Origin of the sequence: Curtobacterium sp. PhB25 (assembly GCF_004365375.1) — a bacterium.
Classification (GTDB): Bacteria; Actinomycetota; Actinomycetes; order Actinomycetales; family Microbacteriaceae; genus Curtobacterium.
Genome location: NZ_SODR01000003.1, coordinates 48786 through 73576, shown reverse-complemented (window position 1 = coordinate 73576; position 24791 = coordinate 48786). Strand labels below are relative to the sequence as shown.

Below are 24791 nucleotides of genomic sequence, written 5' to 3'. Positions count from 1 at the left end.
GCACGGGCCGCCGTTACGGTTTCCTTGACAGTGGCCGGCATCCGCCAGCCTGGTCGGCCCTGCCGACCGACACCGGAACGGCCGCGATCGACGGCCCCGGTCCCAGAAGTTCGGAGTCCTCGTGTTCAGAGCGGTCGCGCGCATCATGCGCACCCCTGATCTTCGCAAGAAGATCGGCTTCACCCTCGCGATCATCGCGCTGTTCCGCCTCGGGTCGTACATCCCGGCACCGTTCGTCGACTACGCGGCCGTGCAGAGCTGTCTCGCCAGCGCCTCGTCGTCCGGCGGTCTCTACGACCTGATCAACCTGTTCTCCGGCGGCGCGCTGCTGAAGCTCTCGGTCTTCGCGCTCGGCATCATGCCGTACATCACGTCGTCGATCATCGTGCAGCTCCTGCGCGTGGTCATCCCGCACTTCGACTCCCTCTACAAGGAGGGCCAGTCCGGTCAGGCGAAGCTGACGCAGTACACGCGCTACCTCACGATCGCGCTGGGCGTGCTGCAGTCCACCACCCTGATCACGGTCGCCCGCTCGGGTGCCCTCTTCGGCACGAACGCGTCGTCCTCCTGCTCGTCGATCATCTCGAACGACAGCTGGTACGCGATCATGCTCATGGTCGTCACGCTGACCGCCGGTACCGGCCTCATCATGTGGATGGGCGAGCTCGTCACCGAGCGCGGCATCGGCAACGGCATGTCGCTCCTCATCTTCACGTCGATCGCGGCGCAGTTCCCGTCGGCGCTGTGGGCCATCGAGCAGTCGCAGTCGTTCGAGCTCTTCCTGTTCGTCATCCTGGTCGGACTGGTCATCATGATGGCCGTCGTGTTCGTCGAGCAGTCGCAGCGGCGGATCCCGGTCCAGTACGCCAAGCGCATGGTCGGCCGACGCACGTACGGCGGTAACAACACGTACATCCCGATCAAGGTGAACATGGCCGGCGTCGTGCCCGTCATCTTCGCGTCGTCGCTGCTGTACCTGCCGGCCCTGGTCGCGCAGTTCAACAAGCCCTCGGACGGCTCCGAGCCCGCGGCGTGGGTCACCTGGATCGAGAACAACCTCGTCTCCGGCGACAACCTGTTCTACATGGTGCTGTACTTCCTGCTCATCGTCGGGTTCACGTACTTCTACGTGGCGATCACCTTCAACCCCGAAGAGGTCGCCGACAACATGAAGAAGTACGGCGGGTTCATCCCCGGCATCCGTGCCGGTCGTCCGACCGCCGAGTACCTCGACTACGTCCTCACCCGGGTGACGCTGCCCGGCTCGCTCTACCTCGGTTTCATCGCGCTCATCCCGCTGGCAGCACTGGCGCTGTTCGGCGCGAACCAGAACTTCCCGTTCGGTGGCGCGAGCATCCTGATCATCGTGGGTGTCGGTCTCGAGACCGTGAAGCAGATCGACTCGCAGCTGCAGCAGCGTCACTACGAAGGGCTTCTCCGTTGAGCGCACGTCTCATCATCGTCGGACCCCCCGGAGCGGGGAAGGGCACCCAGGCCGGGCGGATCGCCGAGTCCTTCGGGATCCCGGCGGTCTCGACGGGCGACATCTTCCGCAAGAACGTCGCAGAGGGCACGCCGCTCGGTGTGCAGGCCAATGCGATCATGGACGCCGGCGAGTACGTGCCGGACTCCTTGACGAACGAGCTCGTGAAGTCGCGCCTGAACGAGGCCGACGCAGCCGAGGGGTTCCTGCTCGACGGGTACCCCCGCACGGTCGGGCAGGTCGAGTACCTCGACGCGCTGCTCGCCGAGCAGGGCACCGGGATCGACGCGGTCGTGCAGCTCGTCGCCGACCAGGACGAGCTCGTCGGCCGGTTGCTCAAGCGTGCCGAGCAGCAGGGCCGCAGTGACGACAACGAGGAGACGATCCGTCGTCGCCAGCAGGTCTACACCGAGCAGACCGCCCCGATCGTCGGCGCCTACGGCGAGCGCGGTCTCGTCCTCGACGTCGACGGCCTCGGCGCGATCCACGAGGTCGGCGACCGCATCCATGCCGCGCTGTCGGCTCGCGGGCTCACCGCGGGCGTCTGACCCGGCGTGGTCCGCTTCCGCAAGCCCTCGATCTACAAGACGCCGGACGAGCTCCGCGCCATGGTGCGACCCGGGCTGCTGACCGCCGAGGCGCTCGACGCCGTGCGTGCGGCGATCCGTCCCGGCATCACGACGGGTGAGCTCGACGCGATCGCCGAGCGGACGATCCGCGCCGGCGGCGGGATCCCGAACTTCCAGCTCGTGCCGGGCTACCGGCACACGCTGTGCGTGTCCGTTAACGACGAGATCGTGCACGGCATCCCCGGAGACCGCGTGCTCGCTCCCGGTGACATCGTGTCGGTGGACGCCGGTGCCGAGGTCGACGGCTGGAACGGCGACAGCGCGTTCACCACGGTCGTCCCCGGTGGTGACGCCGAGGTGTCCGCGGCGCGCCAGACCCTCTGCGACACCACGGAGCGATCGCTCTGGCACGGCATCGCGGCGCTCGCCCACGCGAAGAACCTGCACGAGGTCGGTTCCGCGGTCGAGGACGCGATCGACGAGACCGGCGCCTGGGGCATCGTCGAGGACTACACGGGGCACGGCATCGGTCGCTCCATGCACGAGGACCCGCCGGTCTTCAACTACCGCGTCCGCGGTGCCGGTCCGGCGGTGAAGCCCGGCCTGGTGGTGGCCATCGAGCCGATGGTCACCGCGGGCACGATCGACAGCTCGACGGACGACGACGACTGGACCGTCCGCACGATGGACGGCGGGGATGCCGCGCACTGGGAGCACAGCGTCGCGGTGCACGCCGACGGCGTGTGGGTCCTGACGGCCGCAGACGGCGGCGCTGCGGGCCTGGCCCCGCTGGGCGTGACGCCCGTCCCGATCGCGTAGGACGGGCCTCCAGTCCGACACGCCACTGCCGGCCGCACACCCCGACCGGGAGGCTCGGCGCAGCTCCGTCCCGCAGCGCGCGCCTGGCGGTCCCTCGTCCACGGCCGCGAGAGACGCCGTCGTCGTGCGGAGACGCCGGCAAGACGCCGAGACGCCGTCGGATCCGGCGGCGTCTCGTGCGTTCGGGGGTGTCGTGCCAGGACGACGGCGTCTGGGGTGCGGTCAGTTGCCGACGGAGCAGGTCTGCTCGGAGGCGCTCTGCCCGGTGATCGACGAGGGCAGCGGGGTCGACGTCGCCGTGCTCGTGGCCGACGAGCTCGGTGCGGACGACGTCCCCGACGATGCGCCGCTCGACGCGGGCGCCGACGCCGTGTCGGACGGCGTGGTGCCGGTCGACGGCGCGGTCGTCGCGGTGCCCCCGGCTGTCGGCGACTCCTCGGACGCGCGCCCGGTGCTCGAGTCGCTCAGCGAGGACTTCACGTCGTTCTGCAGCGCCACGTTGAGCGTGTGGGCGGTCTCCTGGTCGACGATCACCCGCGCGCTGTCGTCGGGGTCGTCGGCGACGGGGTACTGCACGAAGAGCATGTTGGCGGTGCTCATGCCGCGCAGTGCGGAGGCAAGGCCGACGAGGGTGCGGGTCTGGGCCAGGCCGTCGGACAGCGTCATGTTCGACAGGGCCGCGCCGGCGAGCTTGTAGAGCGTGATGGGGTTCGACAGGGTGCCGTCGGAGGTGACCTTGCGGAGCAGCGCCGACAGGAACACCTGCTGCGAGCTGATCCGGGCCAGGTCGCTGCCGTCGCCGACGCCGTGGCGGGTGCGCAGGAACGCGAGGGCGTCGGAGCCCTCGAGGTTGTGCGAGCCGGCGGTGAGGTGCAGACCGGTGAAGGTGTCGTCGATGGGCTCCGCGACGCAGACGTCGACGCCGCCCAGGGCGTTCGACATCTCGATCACGCCGTCGAAGGTGATGAGCCCGGCGTAGGGGATGCTCAGGCCGGTGAGGTTCTCGACGGTGTCGACGACGCACGAGACGCCACCGTTGCCGAGCGCCGTGTTGAACATGGCGGAGGTCGAGGCCGGGTAGGTCGTCCCGCTCGCGGGGTTGGTGCAGGCCGGGATCGGGACCATCAGATCGCGGGGGAAGCTGACCGCGGTGAGCTGCTGGTGGTCCTCGGAGATGTGGATGAGCATGGTGACGTCGTTGCGGGCGCCCTCGACGTCCTCGTCGGAGTCGAACTGTCCGACGCGGGTGTCGCTGCCGATGAGCAGGATGTTCGCCCCGCCCTTGATCGCCGTGATGTCGGCGGTCTTCGCGGTGCTCTGGTCGTCGGTGCTGAGCTGCACGGTCTGCGGTGCGGTCGCCAGCTGGGCGCCGGCGATGGCGGCGACGCTCGTCCCGCTCACGAGCACGACGGCCAGCGCCGAGGCCACGACGGTCACGAGCGTGGTCCAGCCGCGACGGCGGGCCTGCTTGCCGTGTGCGGCGAAGGGGCGTCGTGTGGCGTCGGGCACGTGGTCTCCGTTCGGTGGTCCGCGCAGGGTACGTGGGCGGCGGACGTGGCTGCGGAGCAACGCTACGGTCCGGGCACAAGCTCCGGCCCGGAGCACGCCGTCAAACCACTGTGGAACACTCAGGTGTGCCAGCGGAAGCCCCAGGTGAGGGGGCGTGCCGCGCCTGCACTTGGCAATTGCGGGTTTACCACATAAGATCGATCTTTGGTGTGTCATGCCCTCTCGGGTGTGGCGACCGACCCGCAGACCGGTTCGGGGATCACACCTGTTCCACAACCAAGCGACAGTGAGGCTATGGCCAAGAAAGACGGCGTCATCGAGATCGAAGGCTCGGTGCTCGAAGCTCTGCCCAACGCGATGTTCCGCGTTGAGCTGACGAACGGACACAAGGTCCTCGCGCACATCTCCGGGAAGATGCGCCAGCACTACATCCGCATCCTCCCCGAGGACCGCGTGATCGTGGAGCTGAGCCCGTACGACCTGACCCGCGGCCGGATCGTCTACCGCTACAAGTGATCCGCGAGCTGGAAAGGAACGGCTCGGCAATCCTGCCGCGCACGAAGCCAGCGAGCACGAGGAAAGAACAATGAAGGTCAACCCCAGCGTCAAGCCCATGTGCGAGCACTGCCGAGTGATTCGCCGCAAGGGCCGCGTCATGGTGATCTGCAAGAGCAACCCGCGTCACAAGCAGCGCCAGGGCTAGTCCCCGGCGCGTGACCGGCGCCGACGCTGTCCCTCGGACAGCAGGCTGCTCGAGCACGACCCACAACTGAAGATCGACAACGCAGTACCAGAACCCGGTCGCACGACGACCGGGGGACACCTCGGGTCGGAGGCCCGGGCACCGGTACTGCTCCACACCTCCATCGACAACAGGAGCAGCCATCACATGGCACGTCTAGCAGGCGTCGACATCCCGCGCGAGAAGCGCGTGGAGATCGCACTCACGTACATCTACGGCGTCGGCCGTACCCGCGCGGTCCAGGCACTCGCCGAGACCGGTATCTCCGGTGACATCCGCGTCAAGGACCTGACCGACGACCAGCTCGTCGCCCTCCGTGACTTCATCGAGGGCAACTTCAAGGTGGAGGGTGACCTCCGCCGCGAGGTGGCAGCCGACATCCGTCGCAAGGTCGAGATCGGTAGCTACGAGGGTCTTCGCCACCGTCGTGGTCTCCCGGTGCGCGGTCAGCGCACCAAGACCAACGCGCGTACCCGCAAGGGACCGAAGCGCACCGTGGCAGGCAAGAAGAAGGCTCGATAGGAGACCCCGATGGCTACCCCCAAGACTGCCGCGCGCAAGCCGCGCCGCAAGGAGAAGAAGAACGTCGCAGTGGGCCAGGCCCACATCAAGAGCACGTTCAACAACACGATCGTCAGCATCACCGACCCGTCGGGTGCCGTCCTCAGCTGGGCGTCCTCGGGTGCCGTGGGCTTCAAGGGTTCGCGCAAGTCGACGCCGTTCGCGGCGCAGCTCGCCGCCGAGTCCGCTGCGCGTCAGGCGCAGGAGCACGGCGTCAAGAAGGTCGACGTCTTCGTGAAGGGTCCGGGTTCGGGCCGCGAGACCGCGATCCGTTCGCTCCAGGCCGCTGGCCTCGAGGTCGGTTCGATCAACGACGTCACTCCGCAGGCGCACAACGGTTGCCGCCCGCCGAAGCGTCGTCGCGTCTGACGCGAGGAGCAACCGGCCGCGCCCTGCTCGTCCCCTGACGGGGTCGGGCAGGGCCCGCGGCCATTCCTGGTCGTTCGATCGCGCACATCGGTGCGCGTGATCACAACTCAACAGACCCGTCGGGGCCCACGCGGCCCCGTCGTACCGCCAAGTGTCATATAGCGGACACTTCGCCGAAAGGAATCCCACAGTGCTCATTGCACAGCGCCCCACCCTGACCGAGGAGTCGATCTCCGAGCACCGCTCGCGCTTCGTCATCGAGCCGCTCGAGCCGGGCTTCGGTTACACCCTCGGCAACTCGCTGCGCCGCACGCTCCTCTCCTCGATCCCCGGCGCGGCTGTCACCAGCATCCGCATCGACGGTGTCCTCCACGAATTCAGCACCGTTCCCGGTGTGAAGGAAGACGTCACCGAGATCATCCTCAACATCAAGAGCCTCGTCGTCTCCAGCGAGCACGACGAGCCGATCACCGCGTACCTGCGCAAGCAGGGTGCCGGTCAGGTCACCGCAGCGGACATCTCCGCTCCGGCCGGCGTCGAGATCCACAACCCGGACCTCGTCATCGCGACCCTGAACGACACCGCGCGGTTCGAGCTCGAGCTCACGATCGAGCGCGGCCGCGGCTACGTCTCGGCCACGCAGAACCGTTCCGAGTTCTCCGAGGCCGGTCAGATCCCGATCGACTCGATCTACTCGCCGGTCCTCAAGGTCACCTACCGCGTCGAGGCGACGCGTGCCGGTGAGCGCACGGACTTCGACCGCCTGGTCGTCGACGTCGAGTCGAAGCCGGCGATCACGCCGCGCGACGCCATCGCGTCGGCCGGTCGCACGCTGGTCGAGCTGTTCGGGCTCGCTCGCGAGCTCAACACGGCCGCAGAGGGCATCGAGATCGGCCCCGCGCCGGTCGACGCTGTCCTGTCGAACGAGCTGCAGACGCCGATCGAGGACCTCGACCTGTCGGTCCGCAGCTACAACTGCCTGAAGCGCGAGGGCATCAACACGGTGTCCGAGCTCGTCGCCCTGTCGGAGACGCAGCTCATGAACATCCGCAACTTCGGTCAGAAGTCGGTGGACGAGGTCAAGGACAAGCTCACCGAGCTCGGCCTGTCCCTCAAGGACACCGTCCCCGGATTCGACGGCGCCCACTTCTACAGCGGGTACGACGAGGACGAGTCCAACAACTGATCTCGCGCTCACGCGCAAGCGCGCTGACACCGCGCGCACCACTTTCACCACTGGAGAACTGACATGCCGAAGCCCACCAAGGGCCCCCGCCTCGGTGGCGGTCCCGCTCACGAGCGCCTGCTCCTGAGCAACCTCGCCAACGCCCTCTTCACGCACGGCCGCATCACGACCACCGAGACGAAGGCCAAGCGCCTCCGTCCGGTCGCCGAGCGGCTCATCACGTTCGCGAAGCGCGGCGACCTGCACGCTCGTCGTCGGGTCATCGCGACCCTGCGCGACAAGTCCGTCGTGCACACGCTGTTCACGGAGATCGCCCCGCAGGTCGAGGACCGTCAGGGCGGTTACACCCGCATCACGAAGCTCGGCTTCCGCAAGGGCGACAACGCCCCGCTGGCGTCGATCGAGCTCGTCCTCGAGCCGGTGTCGGGCACGCCCGCCCCGGTGAAGCGCACCGCGGCTCCGGCCGCCGCCGCTCCGGTCGAGGAGCCGGCCGCCGACGAGACCACCGAGGAGGCCCCGGTCGAGGAGACCGAGACCACCGAGGAGTCTGCGCCGGTCGAGTCGGAGACCGAGACCGAGGCTGCCGCCGAGGTCGAGGCCGACGCCGCCGAGAAGAGCGACGACACCAAGTAGTACCCCGCGTCACCACGAAGCCCCCGCGACCCAGGTCGCGGGGGCTTCGTCGCGTTCGGGAGCGGTACCGCTGCCCCCGACGTCCGGAGAACGCAGGACCGTCGCCTTCCCAGTGCGTGCCCCGTAGCGTGTCCGCCCGACAGGGAGAGTCACCACATGGAGTTCCAACACATCGCGGGCGTCGGTCGCCGCGCGTGGCGGTGGAGCCGTACGTCCGGCACACAGCCGCGACTGCTGCACGCAGCCAAGGCCGCTGGCGCCGCGGCACTGGCCTGGTTCATCGCCAGGCACGTGCCCGGGGTCGCGTCCGACTACCCGTACTACGCACCGCTCGGGGCGATCGTCGCGATGCAGACGACGGTCTACGCGGGGCTGCGCAACGGCATCCAGACGCTCGTCGGCATCCTGCTCGGCATCGCCGTCGCGGGCTTCACGATGATCGTGGGCGACCCGGGGATCCTCGCCGTGGCCCTGGCGGTCGGCATCGGCGTACTCGTCGGCGGGTTCCGGGTGCTCGGCGAGGGCAGCACCTGGGTCTCGACGGCGGCGTTGTTCGTGCTGCTCGTCGGCGGGGCGAACGCCGAGGGCTACTCGTTCGGGTACCTGGTGCAGATGGGTGTCGGCGTGGTCGTCGGCCTGCTCGTGAACTTCCTGGTGTTCCCGCCGCTGCACTTCTGGGACGCCGAACGCCGGATCGACGAGGTGAACGCCGTGTTGGCCGATCACCTCGAGGGGCTCGCACACGTGCTGGAGAGCGGCAAGCGCGACGAGGACGCCTGGAACCGGCAGCAGGACAAGCTCGACCGTGCGATCGCCGACGTGCGCGCGCGGGTGTCCGTCGCCCACGAGAGCCGGAAGATCAACCCCCGCGGAGCGCTCCGCGGGTCACGGGCCCGGCTCCAGCAGGACGGGGCGCGCTTCCGGGCGCTCGAACGGGTCGCCTGGTACACGACCGACCTCACCGAACTCGTCGCTCGGTCGGGCCCGGTGTCGGGGAACCTCGGCCGTCCCGACCCCGCGTTCACCGAACCGCTCTTCGAGGCGATCCGGCAACTCGCCTGTGTGATCCGCGGGGAGTCCCCCGAGGACGACGGCGACAAGGCGATCGAGCGACTCGAGCAGGCGCTCGACGCCTCGCACGAGAACCCGTCGCACGTCGCGGTGACGGCGTCCGCGCTCGTGGCGCTCCGCGGCATCGTGGAGTCCGAGCGCCGTGCGACGGACAACCTCGACACCCGCACGGGTCCGTCGGCGTTCCACCGTCCGCGCGGCTGACGCGAGGACCCCGTGACACCGGCGCTCCGTAGACTCGCACCGTGACCGTCCCGCCCCGAATCAACGTCCTCGGACCGGTCACGGTGACGGGTGCGGACGGCCGGCAGTCGCCGGTGCCCGGGGCGCTCGCTCGGGCGTTCCTGACCGCGCTGGTGCTCGCGCGCGGCCACGCCCTGACCATCGATTCCCTGATCGACGACCTCTGGCCGGACGTGCAGCCGCGGGGTGCCCGTGCAGCGCTGCAGACACTCGTGTCCCGACTGCGCCGGAGCGTGGCGGACGGCCTCGTGGTGTCGACGAGCACCGGGTACGCGTTGGGCGGCGACCCCGAGGACGTCGACCTCGCCCGCGCCGAGCGTGCGGTGGGCGAGGCGGAGCCGGCAGCGGTCCGTGCCGCCCTCGACCTCTGGCGTGGTGAACCGGGCGCCGACGTCGACGGCGACCTGGGCGCAGCACTCGCGGACCGTGCGGCAGCGCTCCGGCGGACACTCCGACGCGCGCTCGGCGGTGCACTGCTCGACGAGGGCGACGCCGACGAGGCCGCCGCACTCTGGGCAGCAGAGGCCGTCGCCAACCCCTACGACGAGGTCGCGGTCGCCGGTTCGATGCGTGCCCTCGCCGCGGCCGGCCGCACGAGCGAGGCCATCGCCGCCTTCGCAGCGCACCGTGACCGGCTCGCCGACGAACTCGGCGCCGACCCCTCGGCCGATCTGGTCCGCCTCAACGCCGAGTTGCTGCGTCGGTCCGGCCCCGCCACGGGCAGCGTCCGCCGCGTCGGCCTGCGTGCTGCGCCGAACACCTTGGTCGGGAGGGAGGCCGACCTCGCCGCCGTCTCGGACCTGCTGTCCGCCGGACGGCTCGTCACGATCCTCGGTGCGGGTGGGCTGGGGAAGACCCGCCTCGCGCAGGCGGTCGCCGCCGGCCTGCCGCCGACACAGGGCGTCGTCGTGTTCGAGCTCGCGCCGCTCGCCACGGCTGACGACATCGTGCCGGCCCTCGGCGCGCTGCTCGGGATCGCCGAGTTCCGTTCCACCAGGTCGCTCCGGGACGCCGTCGCGGCCGACCTGCGCACCCGGGTCGTGCGGGCGCTCGCCGACGGGCCGACCGTGCTCGTCCTGGACAACTGCGAACACCTGGTTGCCGAGGTCGCCGCCTTCGCCGCGGACCTGCTCGCGACCGTGCCCGAGCTGCGGATCCTGACGACGTCACGCGCGCCGCTCGCCATCGCCGGCGAGGTCGTGGCTCCCCTCGCGCCCCTGCCCGTCGAGGCCGACGGGGCAGCCGTCCGGCTGTTCACCGAGCGGGCGCGGGCCGCACGACCCGGAGCCGTGCTGCCGGTGGACGCGGTGCGCCGGATCTGCACGCGGCTCGACGGGTCACCGCTGGCCATCGAGCTCGCGGCCGCACGCATCCGGGGGATGAGCGCCGACGAGATCGAGCGCCGGCTGGACGACCGGTTCGCGCTGCTGCGCGGCGGCGACCGGAGCGCCCCGGAGCGGCACCGCACCCTGCTCGCCGTGATCGAGTGGAGCTGGCGCCTGCTCGACGACGGGGCCCAGGACCTGTTGACCCGGCTGGCGCTCTTCCCGGACGGACTCGCGGTCGACGCCGTCGAGGCCGTCGCCGCCCCGGACCGCCGGGCCGACGCGCTCGACGACCTCGCCGAGCTCGTGGAGCAGTCGCTCGTGCAGCTCGTCGAGCACGAGGGCGAGCCCGTGCGGTACCGGCTGCTCGAGACGGTGCGGGAGTTCGGTGCGGCCCGGCTGGGGAACCGCGGCGCCACCGAGGCCGTCCGTGCGGCCATGATCGGCTGGGGCCGTGGGTTCGCGGCCGAGCGCAACCTCCTCACGATCACGGGTTCCGCCCAGCTCGAGCGGTTCCGCGAGGTCGCCCGCGAATCCGACAACCTCGTCACGCTGCTCCGCTGGAGCCTGGCGGCCGACGACACCGCGGCGGTCGCGCACCTGTTCGCGGCCCTCGGCGGCTACTGGTCGCTGCGCGGTGCCCACGGTGAGGTCGTCGCACTCGGCCCCGAGGTCGTCCCGGTCCTGCGCCGTACCGGACCGGCGACCGAGGACCGTGCCGCGACCGTGCTCGGACTCGTCGTCACCGGCGGGTCCTCCGCGTTCAGCGACAAGCGCACCGCAGCCCTGGCCGTGTCGACCCTGCGCCGCGTGATGCGCGACGGCACCAGCGGGTTCGCGGTGCTCGACGCCCAGGCAGCGCTGCTCCTCACCCTGGGGCGACCGGCCGACGGGTACGCCCTGCTCGCCCGCTACCGCGACGACCCGGAGCCCGGGGTCGCCTGCCTGGCGAACATGCTCAGCGCGCCGCTCGCCGAGAACGACGGGGAGTCCGCCGTCGCCCTGCGGTACGCGACCCGCGCCGAGACGCTCTCGCGGTCGAGCGACGACGCCTGGACCACCGGGTCGATCGCCGTCACCATGACCCAGCTCCTGGCGCAGACCGGCCGGCACGCCGACGCACTGCGGTCCGCCGAGGTCGCCCGCGAGCAACTCGAACGGTTCGGGGCCGACGACGACCTGTACGAGATCGGCTGGACCGTCGGCCTCTGCGCCGCGAGCACCGGCGACGTCGTGCGCGCCCGGCAGGTCGCTGACGACCTGCAGCACCGTCCGGTCGAGGCCCGCGGCGGGTTCGACGAGGACCGGGTGCAGATCGGCGTGCTCGCGATGGCCATCGGTGCGGAGTGCTCGCGCTGGGAAGGAGCCCTCGACGACGCTGCGGCGGAGTACGCCCGCGCCTGGGACTCCGTGCTGCCCCTGCGGAAACAGACGCCGCACTGGACGCTCATGGCGGGCTCGGCGCGGATCGCGGCGCGGGACGAGGCGGCGGTGCACCGGTCCGACGGAGCCGCGCCGGGCCTCCCGGTCGACGACGTGGCGGTCGCGAGACGCCTGCGCGTCGGTGCGCTCGTGATGCTGCGCGTCCACCCGTGGTGGCTGGACCTGCCCGTGATCGGGACCGCCCTGCTCGGCCTGGCGCTCGCCGCCGCTCGTGACGGACAGCCGGAGCACGCCGCTCGCTGCTGGGGGCTGGCGACCCGACTCGGTTCGCGGCAGGACTTCGGCGTGCTCGCGCACCCACGGATGCGGTCGGTGCTGGCCGACGCCCTCGGCGATGCGGTGCTGGCGGACGCCGAGACGGCCTCGGCCGGATCGAACCGGACCGAGGCCGTCTCGGAGGCGCGGCTCCTGCTCGAGGAGCTGCGGTTCCGCGTGCGCTGACCGGCGCCCGTCAGGCCTTCCGCATGTACGCGCGGACCGTCAGTGGCGCGAACACCGCGACCACGACCGCTGCGCCGAGCAGGCTGATCCAGAGGTCGACGCCCACCGTGCCGTGGTTCACGAGCTCGCGGACCGCCGTGATGAGGTGCGAGATCGGGTTCACCTCGGAGAACCAGCGCAGCCAGTCCGGCAGGGTGTCCGCCGGCACGAACGCGTTCGACAGGAACGTCAGCGGGAACAGCACCATGTTGGAGATGCCGGAGACGCTCGACGCCGTCCGCGCGACGACGCCGAAGTAGGCGAAGATCCAGCTGATCGCCCACGCGACGACGATGACCAGCAACCCGGCCAGGACGACCGCACCGAACCCGCCGGCGGGACGCAGACCCATGATGATGCCGACCGTGAAGGTGATCGTCGTGGCGATCGCGTACCGGACGGTATCGGCGAGCAGCGCACCCGCGAGCGGGGCGATCCGGGCGATGGGCAGGGACTTGAAGCGGTCGAAGACGCCCTTGTCCATGTCCTCGCGGAGCTGCACGCCCGTGACGATCGACGACGTGATGTTCGTCTGCACCAGGATGCCGGGGATGATGATCGGCAGGTAGCTCGCGACGTCACCCGCGATCGCACCACCGAAGATGTACGTGAACATCACGGTGAAGATGATCGGCATCAGGGTGACGTCGAACAGCTGCTCCGGGGTGCGCCGGACCTTGATCAGCCCGCGGTACGCCATCGTGAGCGACTGCCGGACGGTGGCGCCGAGGCCGGTCGCACCGACGCCGGGGCGCGGGGTGATCCGGGGAGCAGCGGTGCCCGTGGTGGTGGTGAGGGTGGTCATGCGATGCTCCCTGCGAGCTCGGGTTCCGAAGCGGGAGCGGCGGTCGACGGCGCGCCCGTGATGCTCAGGAAGACCTCGTCGAGGGTGGGCTTCTGCACGCTCATCTCGGCGAGGGTGATGCCGGCCTCGCGGAACGACACCAGCAGGTCCGTCACGCGGTCGGGGTCCGACATCGGTGCGGTGAGACGCGAGCCCTCGGGGCTGGCCACCGCGTCGACACCGAGGGTGTTCCGGACGATCGTGCGCGCGGCGTCGAGCCGGAGCGCATCGGTCAGGCGGAGCTGCAGCGACGAACTGCCGATCGAGGCCTTCAGCTCGTCGCTCGTGCCCTCGGCGACGACCTTGCCGTGGTCGATGACCGCGATGCGGTCGGCGAGCTGGTCCGCTTCATCCAGGTACTGCGTCGTCAGCAGCACCGTCGAACCCGTCGCCACGAGCTCGCGGATGGTGTCCCACATCTGCGCACGGGTGCGGGGGTCGAGCCCCGTCGTCGGCTCGTCGAGGAAGATCAGCGGCGGCTGCGCGATGAGGCTCGCAGCCAGGTCGAGCCGGCGACGCATGCCACCGGAGAAGCCCTTGAGCGGGCGTGACGCGGCCTCGGTCAGCCCGAAGCGTTCGAGCAGTTCCACGGCCTTCCGCTTCGCGTCCGCGCGGGACAGCCCGAGCAGGCGCGCGAAGATCACCAGGTTCTCGGTCGCGCTGAGCGTCTCGTCGACGCTGGCGTACTGACCGGTCACCCCGATCAGGGTGCGGACCGTCTGCGCCTCGCGCCGGACGTCGTGCCCGAAGATCCGGGCCTCGCCGCCGTCCGCCTTGAGCAGGGTCGCGAGCATGGAGATGGTGGTGGTCTTGCCGGCGCCGTTGGGACCGAGCACGCCGTAGACCGTGCCGGCCTCCACACGGAGGTCGACACCGTCCACTGCGCGGTTCGTCCCGAAGGTCTTCACGAGGCCGGAGGCCTCCACCGCGAGCGGTGTCGTGGTCATCGAAATGTCCTTTCGTCGATGTCGAGGACGATGGTGCCGCGGGGCGCTCACGCGGCACTGACGTGGCGCTGACACCGGTGGACAGCGCGCGTCAGCGGCGCAGCGGCCTTCGGTTGCGCAGACGGGTGTCCGCCGGCTGCCGGGAGGCGCGGTGCGGCCCCGGTACGGTGGTCGCGTGGACGAGACGGCGGGCCCGCAGAGCGGCGGCGAGGTTGCCGGGATCCGGCTGCGGCTGGACATCGCGTACGACGGGGCCGCGTTCTCCGGGTGGGCCCGGCAGCCCGGGCTGCGGACCGTGCAGGGCGCGCTCGAGGCCGCCCTCGCCACCGTCTTCACCCGGTGGGGCGAGCCGCCACTGCTCACCGTCGCCGGACGCACCGACGCCGGCGTGCACGCCACCGGGCAGGTCGCCCACCTCGACCTGTCCGCCGAGCAGTGGGACGCGCTCAGCGCCAAGCGCGGCACGGGGCGCTCGCCGCTGGACGGGCTCGTCAAACGCGTGAACGGCATCGCGGCACCCGAGGGCGACGTCGTCGTCACCCGGGCGTCGGTCGCGCCGGACGGGTTCGACGCACGGTTCTCGCCGCTCTGGCGACGGTACGAGTACCGGATCGCGGACGCCGACGCCCCGCGCGATCCACGTCGGCGCGGGCACACGGTCTGGCACGGGGCGAGCCTCGACCCGGCAGCGATGGAGCGCGGTGCGCTGACGCTGTTGGGGCTGCACGACTTCGCGACGTTCTGCAAGCCGCGCGAGGGCGCGACGACCATCCGGACGTTGCAGGAGTTCCGCTGGGACCGCGAGCCGGACGGCGTGCTGGTGGCGCGCCTCCAGGCCGATGCGTTCTGCCACTCCATGGTGCGCGCGATGGTGGGGGCGACCATCGCCGTCGGCGAGGGGCGGTTCGGGCCGGAACGGCTCGAGGAGCTCCGCGTCGCCGAGACGCGGACGAGCGCGTTCAAGACGGCGCCGGCGAAGGGGCTGACGCTGACCGAGGTGGGGTACCCGGCCGACGAGGAGCTCGCGGGGCGGGCGGAGCAGACGCGGGCGCGGCGGGAGTGAACGCCCGGCCCTGATGTTGCCGAACGCAATCATTCACCTGCGCGAAACCTGAGGGACTCCGCAGGTCGGTAACGTGCGGGCATGCCCAACTCCCTCGGGCGCACTCTGCTGTGCGCCACGGCTGCCGCGACACTCCTCGCGGCCCCGCTCGTCACCGTCACCGCAGCGACCGCGAACCCCGAGGGGAGTGGCCTCGTCATCGAGGAGGCCTACCTGAAGGCGGGCAGCAACGGCGCCTTCTACAACCAGAAGTTCATCGAGATCGGCAACCCGACCGACGCCCCGGTGCCGCTCGACGGCTGGTCGCTGCAGTACCGCTCGGCGACGAGCACCGGCGCCTTCTCGACGAGCGCGCTCGAGGGGACGGTGCCGGCCGAGGGCACGTTCCTGGTGTCGATGGCCGGCAACGGTGGGGCCACCGCGGTCGGTGCGGACCTGCCGACGGCGGACGACACCGCCTCGCTGAACCCGTCCGGAACCACGGGCACGCTCGTGCTGTCCGACGCCGCCACGCCGGTGGCGCTCGCCGCGGGTCCCGTGGCGACCGGCACCGCTGGCGTCGTCGACCTGCTCGGCTACGGCGCCTCGAACACGTACGAGGGCACCGTGCGTACCGTCGAGGGTGCGAACGCCATGCCGAACGGCCTGGTCCGCCAGGGCACGGCGGACACCGACGACAACGGCGCGGACTTTTCGTTGACGACGACCCTGACCCCGCGGAACGCCGCGGGTGAGACGGCTGCGCCGACCGACCCGACGGAGCCCACCGACCCGACCGATCCGACGGAGCCGACGGACCCCGGCACCCCCGCCGAGGCCGTGACCATCGCCCAGCTGCAGGGCGCCACGGACACCTCGCCCTACGCCGGCAAGACCGTCACCACCGACGGTGTCGTCACCGCGGTGTACGCGTCCGGCGGCTTCAACGGCTACACGATCCAGACCCCGGGGACCGGCGGCGCGATCGACTTCGGCACCCACACCGCGTCCGACGCCGTCTTCGTCTTCTCGTCCGCGACCGCCGGGCTGGTGGCCGAGGGCGACCACGTGCGGGTCACCGGTGCGGTCTCCGAGTACTTCGGCCTGACCGAGCTGACGGTGTCGGGGGCATCCTCGCTCGAAAAGCTCAGCGACGCCGTCGTCGCTCCGCAGCCCGCCGCGGTCGCGTTCCCGTCGTCGGACGCGCAGCGCGAGTCGCTCGAGAGCATGCTCATCGCCCCGCAGGGCTCCTTCACGGTCGCCGACAACTACACGACGAACCAGTACGGCGAGGTCGTGCTCGCCAGCGGTGCAGGCCGCCTCGTCCAGCCGACCGAGGTCGGTCGTCCGGGCAGCGCCGAGGCGACGGCCGCCGCGGCGTCCAACGCCGCGCGCAAGGTCACGCTCGACGACGGTGCCAGCACCAACTTCCTGACGAAGGCCAACCAGGGCATCCCGGTGTCCTGGCTCACCCAGGGCCCGGTCACCGTCGGTGCGACCGCCACGTTCGAGGGTCCGGTCGTCCTCGACTACCGCAACAGCGGGTGGAAGTTCCAGCCGACCGCGCCGATCACCGGTGCGACCCCGGCGGCGGACCTGCCCGCGTCGTTCTCGAACGTGCGCCAGGCGAAGCCGCAGGACGTCGGCGGCGACCTCAAGCTCGCCGGGTTCAACGTGCTGAACTACTTCCCGACCACGGGTGACCAGCTCACCGGCTGCTCGTACTACACCGACCGTGCGGGCGACCCCGTCACGGTGAACTCCGGCTGCGACGCCCGCGGTGCTGCCGAGGAAGAGGACTTCCTGCGCCAGCAGGTCAAGATCGTCAAGGCGATCAACGGCCTCGGTGCCGACGTCGTCTCGCTCGAGGAGATCGAGAACTCGGCGCGCTTCGGCCAGGACCGGGACGCCGCGGTCGCCACGCTCGTCGACGCCCTGAACGCCGCCACCGGCGAGGACACCTGGGCCTACGCGAAGTCGCCCGCGACCGTCCCGGCGAGCGAGGACGTCATCCGCCTCGCGCTCATCTACAAGCAGGACCGCGTCGAACCCGTCGGCGAGTCGACGATCCTGCTCGACGACGCCTTCACGAACGCCCGGCAGCCCGTCGCGGACGCGTTCCGCCCCGTCGGCGGCACCGCGGACGACGACTTCCTGGTGATCGCGAACCACTTCAAGTCGAAGGGCTCCGGCACCGGCGAGAACGCCGACCAGGGTGACGGCCAGGGCGCCTCGAACGCCGACCGGGTGCGCCAGGCGAAGGCCCTCGTGACCTTCTCCACCGACATGCAGGCGCAGTACGGCACCGACAAGGTGTTCATGCTCGGCGACTTCAACGCCTACAGCAAGGAGGACCCGGTGGTCGTCCTCGACGACGCCGGCTACACCGACCTCGGCCCGGCGCTCGACGCCACCGAGTACTCGTACGTGTTCTCCGGCCTGAGCGGGTCGCTCGACCACGTGTTCGCGTCCCCGGCCGCCACCGAGACGGTCACGGGCGTGGACATCTGGAACATCAACTCGGTCGAGTCGGTGGGTCTGGAGTACAGCCGCTACAACTACAACGCGTCGGACCTGTACACCGACGACGTGTTCCGCGCGAGCGACCACGACCCGATCCTGGTGGGCTTCGACCTCGATGCTGCGGGCACCGACCCGGGCACGGACCCCGGGACCGACCCGACCCCGGTGCCGACCCCGACCCCGACGCCGGGTGACGGCGGCACGACCCCGACCCCGACGCCCACGTCGAAGCCGACTCCCGCTCCGACCCCGTCGGCTCCGGGAGCGGTGCCGCCGGTGGCCCCGTCGGAGACCGGTCTGACCGACGCGAACCGCGGGAGCGTCTCGGCGCCGTCGTCGGCTCGTGCGGGGGAGACCATCACGGTGACCGTCGGTACGCAGTACGCGGGTGACGTCGTGAACGTGTGGCTGTACTCGACGCCGACGCTGCTCGGCACAGTGACGGTCGGCGCTGACGGCACGGTGCGCGTCACGATCCCGTCGGACACCCCCGCTGGTGCACACCGCCTCGCGGTGACGGCCGCGGACGGGAGCCTGATCGGCTGGACCCCGATCACGATCACCGCTGACGGGCAGCTCGCGTTCACGGGTGCCGAGGGCCTCGGTGTCGGTGCGCTCATCGCGTTCCTGCTGCTCGCCGCGGGCGCGGGTGTGCTGATCGTCCGCCGTCGCAAGGCGGCGGCCGCAGAGTAGCCCCCACGCCCCACGGGCGCACTTCGTGAGCAGGAATGGTCGGGTTCGCCGTGCGCGACCCGACCATTGCTGCTCACCATGCGGGGGTGGGCGCGACCCCAGTGCGGACGGGAGGCCCGTGGCCAGGCCGCCACGTGCCTCCCGTCCGGCAGTAGCTGCGTTTGACCGACGCGACCCGCGTCGGCTAGGCTCTCACCTTGGTCTGTGCGCCACGCGCGCCGGACAGTCAGATGAGCCCTCCATCCGGGCGTTCCGCCGGCTTCTGCCGCGGGGAACCCCGACCGGAGTGGGATTCACGGACTCCTCACCTCGACACGAAAGCAGCACTCCTGTGACTCGCACGTTCTCACCGAAGCCGGCAGACGTCCAGCACGACTGGATCGTCATCGACGCGACCGACGTCGTCCTCGGCCGTCTCGCCACCCACGCCGCGGCGCTCCTGCGCGGCAAGCACAAGGCCACCTTCGCCCAGCACATGGACATGGGTGACTACGTCATCATCGTGAACGCCGACAAGGTCGCCCTGACCGGGTCGAAGCTCGCGAAGAAGGTCTACTACCGCCACTCGGGCTACCCGGGCGGCCTCACGGCGACCTCCTACCCGGAGATGCTCGAGAAGCACCCCACCCGCGCCGTCGAGAAGGCGATCCGCGGCATGCTGCCGAAGAACACCCTCGGTCGCGAGCAGCTCAAGAAGCTGAAGGTCTACGCCGGCGCGGAGCACCCGCACTCCGCGCAGCAGCCCAAGGCGTACATCTTCGACCAGGTCGCACAGTAGTTCCGGCCACGACGACTTCAAGGACATAGAGAAACTCATGGCTCAGATCGCTGATTCCCTCGACCAGACCCCGGAGAGCTTCACCACGGAGAGCGCACCCGCCGCTGCCGAGGCCGCTCCCCGTCAGATCCTCAACGTCTCCGGCGGTGCCGTCGGGCGCCGCAAGGAGGCCATCGCGCGCGTTCGCCTCGTTCCGGGCTCCGGCACGTTCGTCGTGAACGGTCGCTCGCTCGAGGACTACTTCCCGAACAAGCTGCACCAGCAGCTCATCAACGACCCGTTCAAGGTCCTCGAGCTCCTCGGCTCGTACGACGTCGTCGCCCGCATCACCGGTGGCGGCCCCTCGGGTCAGGCCGGCGCACTCCGCCTCGCCATCGCCCGCACGCTGAACGAGATCGACCGCGAGAACAACCGCGCGACCCTCAAGAAGGCCGGCTTCCTCACCCGTGACGCCCGCGTCATCGAGCGCAAGAAGGCCGGTCTCAAGAAGGCCCGCAAGGCTTCGCAGTTCTCGAAGCGCTAGTCGTCACCGGCTGAAGATCGCAATGCCGCGTCTGTTCGGTACCGACGGGGTTCGTGGTCTCGCCAACGGCGAGCTGACGGCCGCGCTCGCACTGGGTCTTGCCCAGGCGAGCGCGGCCGTCCTCACACACGGACACCATGCCGACGCCCGCCGGGCGTCCGGTCGACCGCGCCCGCGCGCGGTCCTGGCGCGCGACCCGCGCGTCTCCGGCGAGTTCCTCGGTGCCGCCGTCGCGGCCGGGCTCGCTTCCGCCGGCGTCGACGTGCTCGACGCCGGGGTCATCCCCACTCCCGCTGCGGCGTTCCTCGTCGCGGACATCGACGCCGACTTCGGCGTGATGATCTCCGCGTCGCACAACCCCGCCCCGGACAACGGGATCAAGTTCTTCGCCACGGGTGGTCGCAAGCTGCCGGACGAGGTCGAGGACCGCATCGAAGCGGCCATGCACGACCACTCCGCGCCGACCCCCACCGGCATCGACGTCGGCCGGATCACCCGGTTCGCCGACGCCGAGGACCGCTACGTCGTCCACCTGCTCGGCACGCTGCCGCACCGGCTCGACGGCATCCACGTCGTGCTCGACTGCGCCAACGGTGCTGCCGCCGGCGTCTCGCCCGAGGTGTTCGTGAACGCCGGGGCCCGCGTGACGCTCATCGGCGCCGAGCCCGACGGCTGGAACATCAACGACGGCGTCGGCTCGACCCACATCGACAACCTGTCCCGCGCCGTCCTGGCTGCCGGCGCGGACATCGGCATCGCGCACGACGGCGACGCCGACCGCTGCCTGGCGGTGGACGCCGCGGGCAACGCCATCGACGGTGACCAGATCATGGCGATCCTGGCGCTGTCGTTGCAGGAGCGCGGCCGGCTGAAGGACGACACCCTCGTCGCGACGGTCATGTCCAACCTCGGGCTCAAGCGCGCCATGGCGGATGCGGGCATCACCGTGATCGAGGCCGGCGTCGGCGACCGCTACGTGCTCGAGAAGATGAACGAGGGCGACTACTCCATCGGTGGCGAGCAGTCCGGCCACATCATCTTCAACGAGTACGCCACCACGGGCGACGGCATCCTGACCGGGCTGCACCTGGTCGCCGAGATGGCGCGCACCGGGAAGTCGCTGCAGGAGCTCGCTTCGTGCATGACGGTGTTCCCGCAGGTGCTGCTCAACGTGCGCGGGGTCGACCGCCACGGGCTCGCCGACCAGGGCGTGCAGGACGCGGTCGCCGCGGCTTCAGCAGCGCTCGGTGACACCGGTCGCGTCCTGCTCCGTCCGTCGGGCACCGAGCCGGTCGTGCGCGTGATGGTCGAGGCTGCCTCCCAGGACGACGCCCAGCGCATCGCCGAGGAGCTCGCCGCCGTCGTGCAGGAGCGCCTGGCGCTCGACGCCGCGTAGGGCGGGCGCGACTTCGCGCTGCGCGCGCGCCGCGTTCGCGCCCCGCTGCGGTCGTTGCGCCCCGACTCTTGGGGGCGCGATGCCCGTACCGGGGCGCAATCGGGCGAGCACGCGACCGCGTCGCGCCCCGCTTGCGTCGCGCGCCCCGCTGCGGTCGTCGCGCCCCGACTCTTGGGGGCGCGACACCCATACCGGGGTGCAAGCCCGCGCGCACCCGCGCGCGCCCGCGCTAGATCTTGCGGAGCAGGACCGAGTTCACCTTGTGGTCGGCGGCCTTCTTCAGCACCAGGGTCGCCCGGGACCGGGTCGGCAGGACGTTCTCGAGCAGGTTCGGCTCGTTGATCGCCCGCCAGACCTCGGTCGCCGTCCGGACCGCGTCGTCGCGCGACAGCGAGGCGAACCGGTGGAAGAAGGAGTCCGGGCTCGAGAACGCCTCTTCCTGCAGGGCCAGGAACCGGTCGACGTACCAGGCCTCGATGTCCTTGGTCTTGGCGTCGACGTAGATCGTGAAGTCGAACAGGTCGGACAGCGCGAGCCGCCCGTGCACCGGCGGGGCGAGCACGTTCAGGCCCTCGACGATGAGGATGTCCGGCTGGCGGACGACGATCTCGGCGTCCGGCACGATGTCGTAGACCAGGTGCGAGTAGTACGGTGCCCGGACCTCGGTCGCGCCGCTCTTCACCTGGCTGACGAACCGCAGCAGGGAGCGACGGTCGTAGGACTCCGGGAAGCCCTTCCGGTCCATGATCCCGCGACGCTCGAGCTCGGCGTTCGGGTACAGGAAGCCGTCGGTGGTCACCAGCTCGACCCGCGGGGTGTCCGGCCAGCGCTTCGTCAGCTCGCGGAGCAGTCGGGCGACGGTCGACTTGCCGACGGCGACGGAGCCCGCGACGCCGATGACGAACGGCGTGCGACCGGCGCGGTCACCGAGGAACCGGCTCGTCTCGGCGTGCAGGTTCCGAGCACCGGCGGCGTAGAGCGTCAGCAGCCGTGACAGCGGGAGGTAGACCTCCTGCACCTCCTGCATGTCCAACCGGTCGCCGAGCCCGCGCAGCTGCACGATCTCGGTCTCGGTGAGCGACAGGTGCTCCTTGGGTGCGAGCTGCGACCACTCGTGCCGCGGGATCTCCACGAACGGGGTCGGGTGCGCGACGGCGGTCTCCGGGATCGGCATGGGGACGAGCGTACAGACGGGTGACCGTCAGGCGGGCAGGGCGGCCTCGATGGCCGCGATCACCTCGGGAGCGTCCGGCTTCGTGGTCGGACGGAAGCGCGAGACGGTGCCGTCGGGGGCGACGAGGAACTTCTCGAAGTTCCAGCTGACCCGTCCGGCCTTGCCGTCGGCGTCCGGGGTCTCCTTGAGCGCCTGGTAGAGCGGGTGCGCGCTCTTGCCGTTCACCTTGACCTTCTCGGACATCGGGAAGGTGACGCCCCACGTGGTGGAGCAGTACTCGTCGATGGCCTCGGACGAGCCGAGCTCCTGCAGGAACTGGTTGCTCGGGAACCCGAGGACCGTGAAGCCGCGTGGGCCGTACTGCTTCTGGAGGGCCTCGAGCTGCTCGTACTGCGGAGCGAGACCGCACCGCGACGCCACGTTCACGACCAGCACCGCCTTGTCCGCGAACGAACCGAATGTGGTGTCCTCACCGTGCAGCGTGGTGATGGCGATGTCGTCGAAGCGTCCCATGGCCGAAACGTTATCCCCAGCCCTGCCGCTTCGCAGGGTCCGCGCTCAGGCAGACCGTAGGATCGCTTCCATGTGTGGAATCGTCGGCTACGTCGGCAGCAACAGCAGCCAGGACGTCCTCCTCGGTGGCCTCCGTCGCCTCGAGTACCGCGGCTACGACTCGGCGGGCATCGCCGTGGTCGATCCTGCGGGGGACCTCGTCTCCGCCAAGAAGGCGGGCAAGCTCCAGGCCCTCGTCGACGAGCTCGAGTCGTCGCCGATCCCGGACGGCACCACGGGCATCGGGCACACCCGCTGGGCGACCCACGGCGGCCCGACGGACGGCAACGCCCACCCGCACCTGGCCGACGGCGACAAGCTCGCCCTCATCCACAACGGCATCATCGAGAACTTCTCCGAGCTGCGCGCCGAGCTGCAGGCCGAGGGCATCGAGTTCCGCAGCGAGACCGACTCCGAGGTCGCCGCGCACCTGGTCGGTCGGGCGTTCCGCGAGACCGGTGACCTGACCGCCGCCATGCAGCAGGCCGTGCAGCGACTGGACGGGGCGTTCACGCTCCTCGTCGTGCACGCCGACCAGCCCGGCGTCGTCGTCGGTGCCCGTCGCAACTCCCCGCTCGTGGTGGGCCTGGGCGACGGCGAGAACTTCATGGGCTCGGACGTCGCCGCGTTCGTCGCCTACACGCAGCGTGCCCTCGCCATCGGGCAGGACGAGATCGCCACGATCCGCCCCGACCGCGTCGACGTCATCCACTTCGACGGCACCCCGGCCACCCCGAGCGAGTTCGAGGTGAACTGGGACGCCTCCGCGGCCGACAAGGGCGGCTGGTCCTCGTTCATGGCGAAGGAGATCAGCGAGGAGCCCGAGGCCGTCGCCAAGACGATCCTCGGCCGCGTGCACGACGGTGCCGTCACCCTGACCGACCTCGACCCGATCGCCGAGCGCCTGGCCACGGTCGACCGCGTCATCGTGATCGCCTGCGGCACCGCTGCGTACGCCGGCATCCTCGGCAAGTACGCCATCGAGCAGTGGGCCCGGATCCCGGTCGAGGTCGAGCTCGCCCACGAGTTCCGCTACCGCGACCCGGTGCTGAACGACCGCACCCTCGTCGTCTCGATCAGCCAGTCCGGCGAGACCATGGACACGCTCATGGCCGTCAAGTACGCCCGCGAGCAGGGCGCGCAGGTGCTGTCGATCTGCAACACCCAGGGCGCGACGATCCCGCGCGAGTCCGACGCCGTGATCTACACGCACGCCGGGCCCGAGGTCGCCGTCGCGTCGACGAAGGCCTTCATCGCCCAGGGCGTCGCGCTGTACCTCCTGGGGCTGCACCTGGCCACCCTTCGCGGCACCATGACGGCGGAGCAGATCGCCGAGCAGGTCGCCGAGCTCGAGGGCCTGGCCCCGAAGCTGCAGCAGACCATCGAGGACGCCGCTGGCATCAAGGACCTGGCGCGCTGGATGGCGGACACCCGCAGCGTGCTGTTCCTCGGTCGCCACGTCGGCTACCCGATCGCGCTCGAGGGTGCGCTCAAGCTCAAGGAGCTCGCGTACATCCACGCCGAGGGCTTCGCCGCAGGTGAGCTCAAGCACGGCCCGATCGCGCTCATCGAGCCCGGACAGATCGTCTTCGTCATCGTGCCGTCGCCGCGTGACCCGCGGTCGCTGCACCCGAAGGTCGTTTCGAACATCCAGGAGATCCGCGCCCGTGGTGCTCGCGTGATCGCCATCGCGGAAGAGGGCGACGCCGCCGTGCTGCCCTTCGCCGACGAGGTGCTGCGCATCCCGCTCGCGACCCCGCTGTTCGAGCCGCTGCTCGCCGTGGCACCGCTGCACATGTTCGGTATGGAGCTCGCCGCGGCCAAGGGCCTCGACGTCGACCAGCCGCGCAACCTCGCGAAGTCGGTCACCGTCGAGTAGTCGCACG

General features: G+C 70.6%; 22 protein-coding genes. 17 read left to right on the top strand and 5 right to left on the bottom strand.

Annotated features, from left to right (window positions below):
- The first annotated feature begins 121 nt into the window (after nt 1–121).
- The 3 genes from secY to map are packed head-to-tail and all read left to right on the top strand — an operon-like array spanning nt 122 to nt 2871.
- Nucleotides 122–1444, top strand: a complete 1323-nt coding sequence (gene secY / locus EDF51_RS07105; protein ID WP_111083457.1) for a preprotein translocase subunit SecY — start codon at nt 122–124, stop codon at nt 1442–1444.
- Nucleotides 1441–2031 (top strand): adenylate kinase, encoded by a 591-nt coding sequence (locus EDF51_RS07100; protein WP_134194353.1) that lies wholly within the window; start codon nt 1441–1443, stop codon nt 2029–2031. Before secY ends, EDF51_RS07100 begins: the two co-directional genes overlap by 4 nt.
- 6 nt (nt 2032–2037) lie before the next feature.
- Nucleotides 2038–2871 carry a type I methionyl aminopeptidase gene (gene map, locus EDF51_RS07095; RefSeq protein WP_134194351.1) on the top strand — a complete coding sequence of 278 codons (834 nt, stop codon included), beginning with the start codon at nt 2038–2040 and terminating at the stop codon, nt 2869–2871.
- A gap of 222 nt (nt 2872–3093) precedes the next feature.
- Here map and EDF51_RS07090 read toward each other — a convergent pair whose 3' ends face one another.
- On the bottom strand, nt 3094–4380 hold the full coding sequence (locus EDF51_RS07090) for an LCP family protein (protein ID WP_165901022.1): 1287 nt from the start codon (nt 4378–4380) through the stop codon (nt 3094–3096).
- A 294-nt stretch (nt 4381–4674) separates the two neighbouring features.
- Between EDF51_RS07090 and infA the strand changes: the two genes are divergently transcribed.
- The 8 genes from infA (at nt 4675) to EDF51_RS07050 (ending at nt 12394) form a co-directional block, all read left to right on the top strand.
- Complete coding sequence (gene infA / locus EDF51_RS07085) at nt 4675–4896, top strand: translation initiation factor IF-1 (protein ID WP_017885509.1); 222 nt, start codon at nt 4675–4677, stop codon at nt 4894–4896.
- Between the two features lie 70 nt (nt 4897–4966).
- A complete protein-coding gene (rpmJ, locus tag EDF51_RS07080) occupies nt 4967–5083 on the top strand; it encodes a 50S ribosomal protein L36 (protein WP_071276701.1) in 117 nt (38 codons plus the stop codon).
- Nucleotides 5084–5269: 186 nt separating this feature from the next.
- Nucleotides 5270–5644, top strand: coding sequence for a 30S ribosomal protein S13 (gene rpsM, locus EDF51_RS07075; protein WP_058728274.1), 375 nt, complete (start codon nt 5270–5272; stop codon nt 5642–5644).
- Between the two features lie 9 nt (nt 5645–5653).
- The gene (rpsK, locus tag EDF51_RS07070) at nt 5654–6052 is read left to right on the top strand and encodes a 30S ribosomal protein S11 (protein WP_017885507.1); all 399 of its coding nucleotides are present in this window, start codon (nt 5654–5656) and stop codon (nt 6050–6052) included.
- Nucleotides 6053–6242: 190 nt separating this feature from the next.
- Nucleotides 6243–7238: a DNA-directed RNA polymerase subunit alpha gene (locus EDF51_RS07065; protein ID WP_066656999.1), complete on the top strand. Its 996-nt coding sequence runs from the start codon at nt 6243–6245 to the stop codon at nt 7236–7238.
- 63 nt (nt 7239–7301) lie between these two features.
- Nucleotides 7302–7871, top strand: a complete 570-nt coding sequence (gene rplQ, locus EDF51_RS07060; protein WP_131845954.1) for a 50S ribosomal protein L17 — start codon at nt 7302–7304, stop codon at nt 7869–7871.
- A 156-nt stretch (nt 7872–8027) separates the two neighbouring features.
- Entirely contained in the window at nt 8028–9146 is a 1119-nt protein-coding gene (locus EDF51_RS07055) for an aromatic acid exporter family protein (RefSeq protein WP_134194349.1), read from the top strand.
- Nucleotides 9147–9187: 41 nt separating this feature from the next.
- Nucleotides 9188–12394 carry a BTAD domain-containing putative transcriptional regulator gene (locus tag EDF51_RS07050; protein ID WP_134194347.1) on the top strand — a complete coding sequence of 1069 codons (3207 nt, stop codon included), beginning with the start codon at nt 9188–9190 and terminating at the stop codon, nt 12392–12394.
- A gap of 10 nt (nt 12395–12404) precedes the next feature.
- On the opposite strand, the gene EDF51_RS07045 is transcribed toward EDF51_RS07050, so the two are convergent.
- Together EDF51_RS07045 and EDF51_RS07040 are read right to left on the bottom strand one after the other, a co-directional pair.
- Nucleotides 12405–13238 carry an ABC transporter permease gene (locus tag EDF51_RS07045; RefSeq protein ID WP_134194345.1) on the bottom strand — a complete coding sequence of 278 codons (834 nt, stop codon included), beginning with the start codon at nt 13236–13238 and terminating at the stop codon, nt 12405–12407.
- Complete coding sequence (locus tag EDF51_RS07040; RefSeq protein WP_134194343.1) at nt 13235–14224, bottom strand: ATP-binding cassette domain-containing protein; 990 nt, start codon at nt 14222–14224, stop codon at nt 13235–13237. Before EDF51_RS07040 ends, EDF51_RS07045 begins: the two co-directional genes overlap by 4 nt.
- A gap of 175 nt (nt 14225–14399) precedes the next feature.
- Here EDF51_RS07040 and truA point away from each other — a divergent pair, with 175 nt between their 5' ends.
- The 5 genes from truA to glmM all read left to right on the top strand — a co-directional run bounded on the left by truA (nt 14400) and on the right by glmM (nt 21179).
- Complete coding sequence (gene truA, locus EDF51_RS07035; protein WP_235035853.1) at nt 14400–15287, top strand: tRNA pseudouridine(38-40) synthase TruA; 888 nt, start codon at nt 14400–14402, stop codon at nt 15285–15287.
- Nucleotides 15288–15368: 81 nt separating this feature from the next.
- Complete coding sequence (locus EDF51_RS07030; protein ID WP_208321828.1) at nt 15369–18482, top strand: ExeM/NucH family extracellular endonuclease; 3114 nt, start codon at nt 15369–15371, stop codon at nt 18480–18482.
- Between the two features lie 331 nt (nt 18483–18813).
- Nucleotides 18814–19260: a 50S ribosomal protein L13 gene (gene rplM, locus EDF51_RS07025; protein ID WP_071259898.1), complete on the top strand. Its 447-nt coding sequence runs from the start codon at nt 18814–18816 to the stop codon at nt 19258–19260.
- A gap of 37 nt (nt 19261–19297) precedes the next feature.
- Nucleotides 19298–19783, top strand: a complete 486-nt coding sequence (gene rpsI, locus EDF51_RS07020; RefSeq protein WP_111083442.1) for a 30S ribosomal protein S9 — start codon at nt 19298–19300, stop codon at nt 19781–19783.
- A gap of 22 nt (nt 19784–19805) precedes the next feature.
- Complete coding sequence (gene glmM, locus EDF51_RS07015; protein ID WP_123936954.1) at nt 19806–21179, top strand: phosphoglucosamine mutase; 1374 nt, start codon at nt 19806–19808, stop codon at nt 21177–21179.
- A 229-nt stretch (nt 21180–21408) separates the two neighbouring features.
- Here the strand turns inward: glmM and coaA are convergent, their stop codons facing one another.
- Both coaA and EDF51_RS07005 read right to left on the bottom strand, forming a co-directional pair.
- Complete coding sequence (gene coaA, locus EDF51_RS07010; RefSeq protein ID WP_123293155.1) at nt 21409–22353, bottom strand: type I pantothenate kinase; 945 nt, start codon at nt 22351–22353, stop codon at nt 21409–21411.
- Nucleotides 22354–22380: 27 nt separating this feature from the next.
- A complete protein-coding gene (locus EDF51_RS07005; RefSeq protein WP_111083439.1) occupies nt 22381–22866 on the bottom strand; it encodes a glutathione peroxidase in 486 nt (161 codons plus the stop codon).
- 70 nt (nt 22867–22936) lie between these two features.
- Between EDF51_RS07005 and glmS the strand changes: the two genes are divergently transcribed.
- Entirely contained in the window at nt 22937–24784 is a 1848-nt protein-coding gene (glmS, locus tag EDF51_RS07000) for a glutamine--fructose-6-phosphate transaminase (isomerizing) (protein ID WP_123936953.1), read from the top strand.
- The last annotated feature ends 7 nt before the right edge of the window (nt 24785–24791 follow it).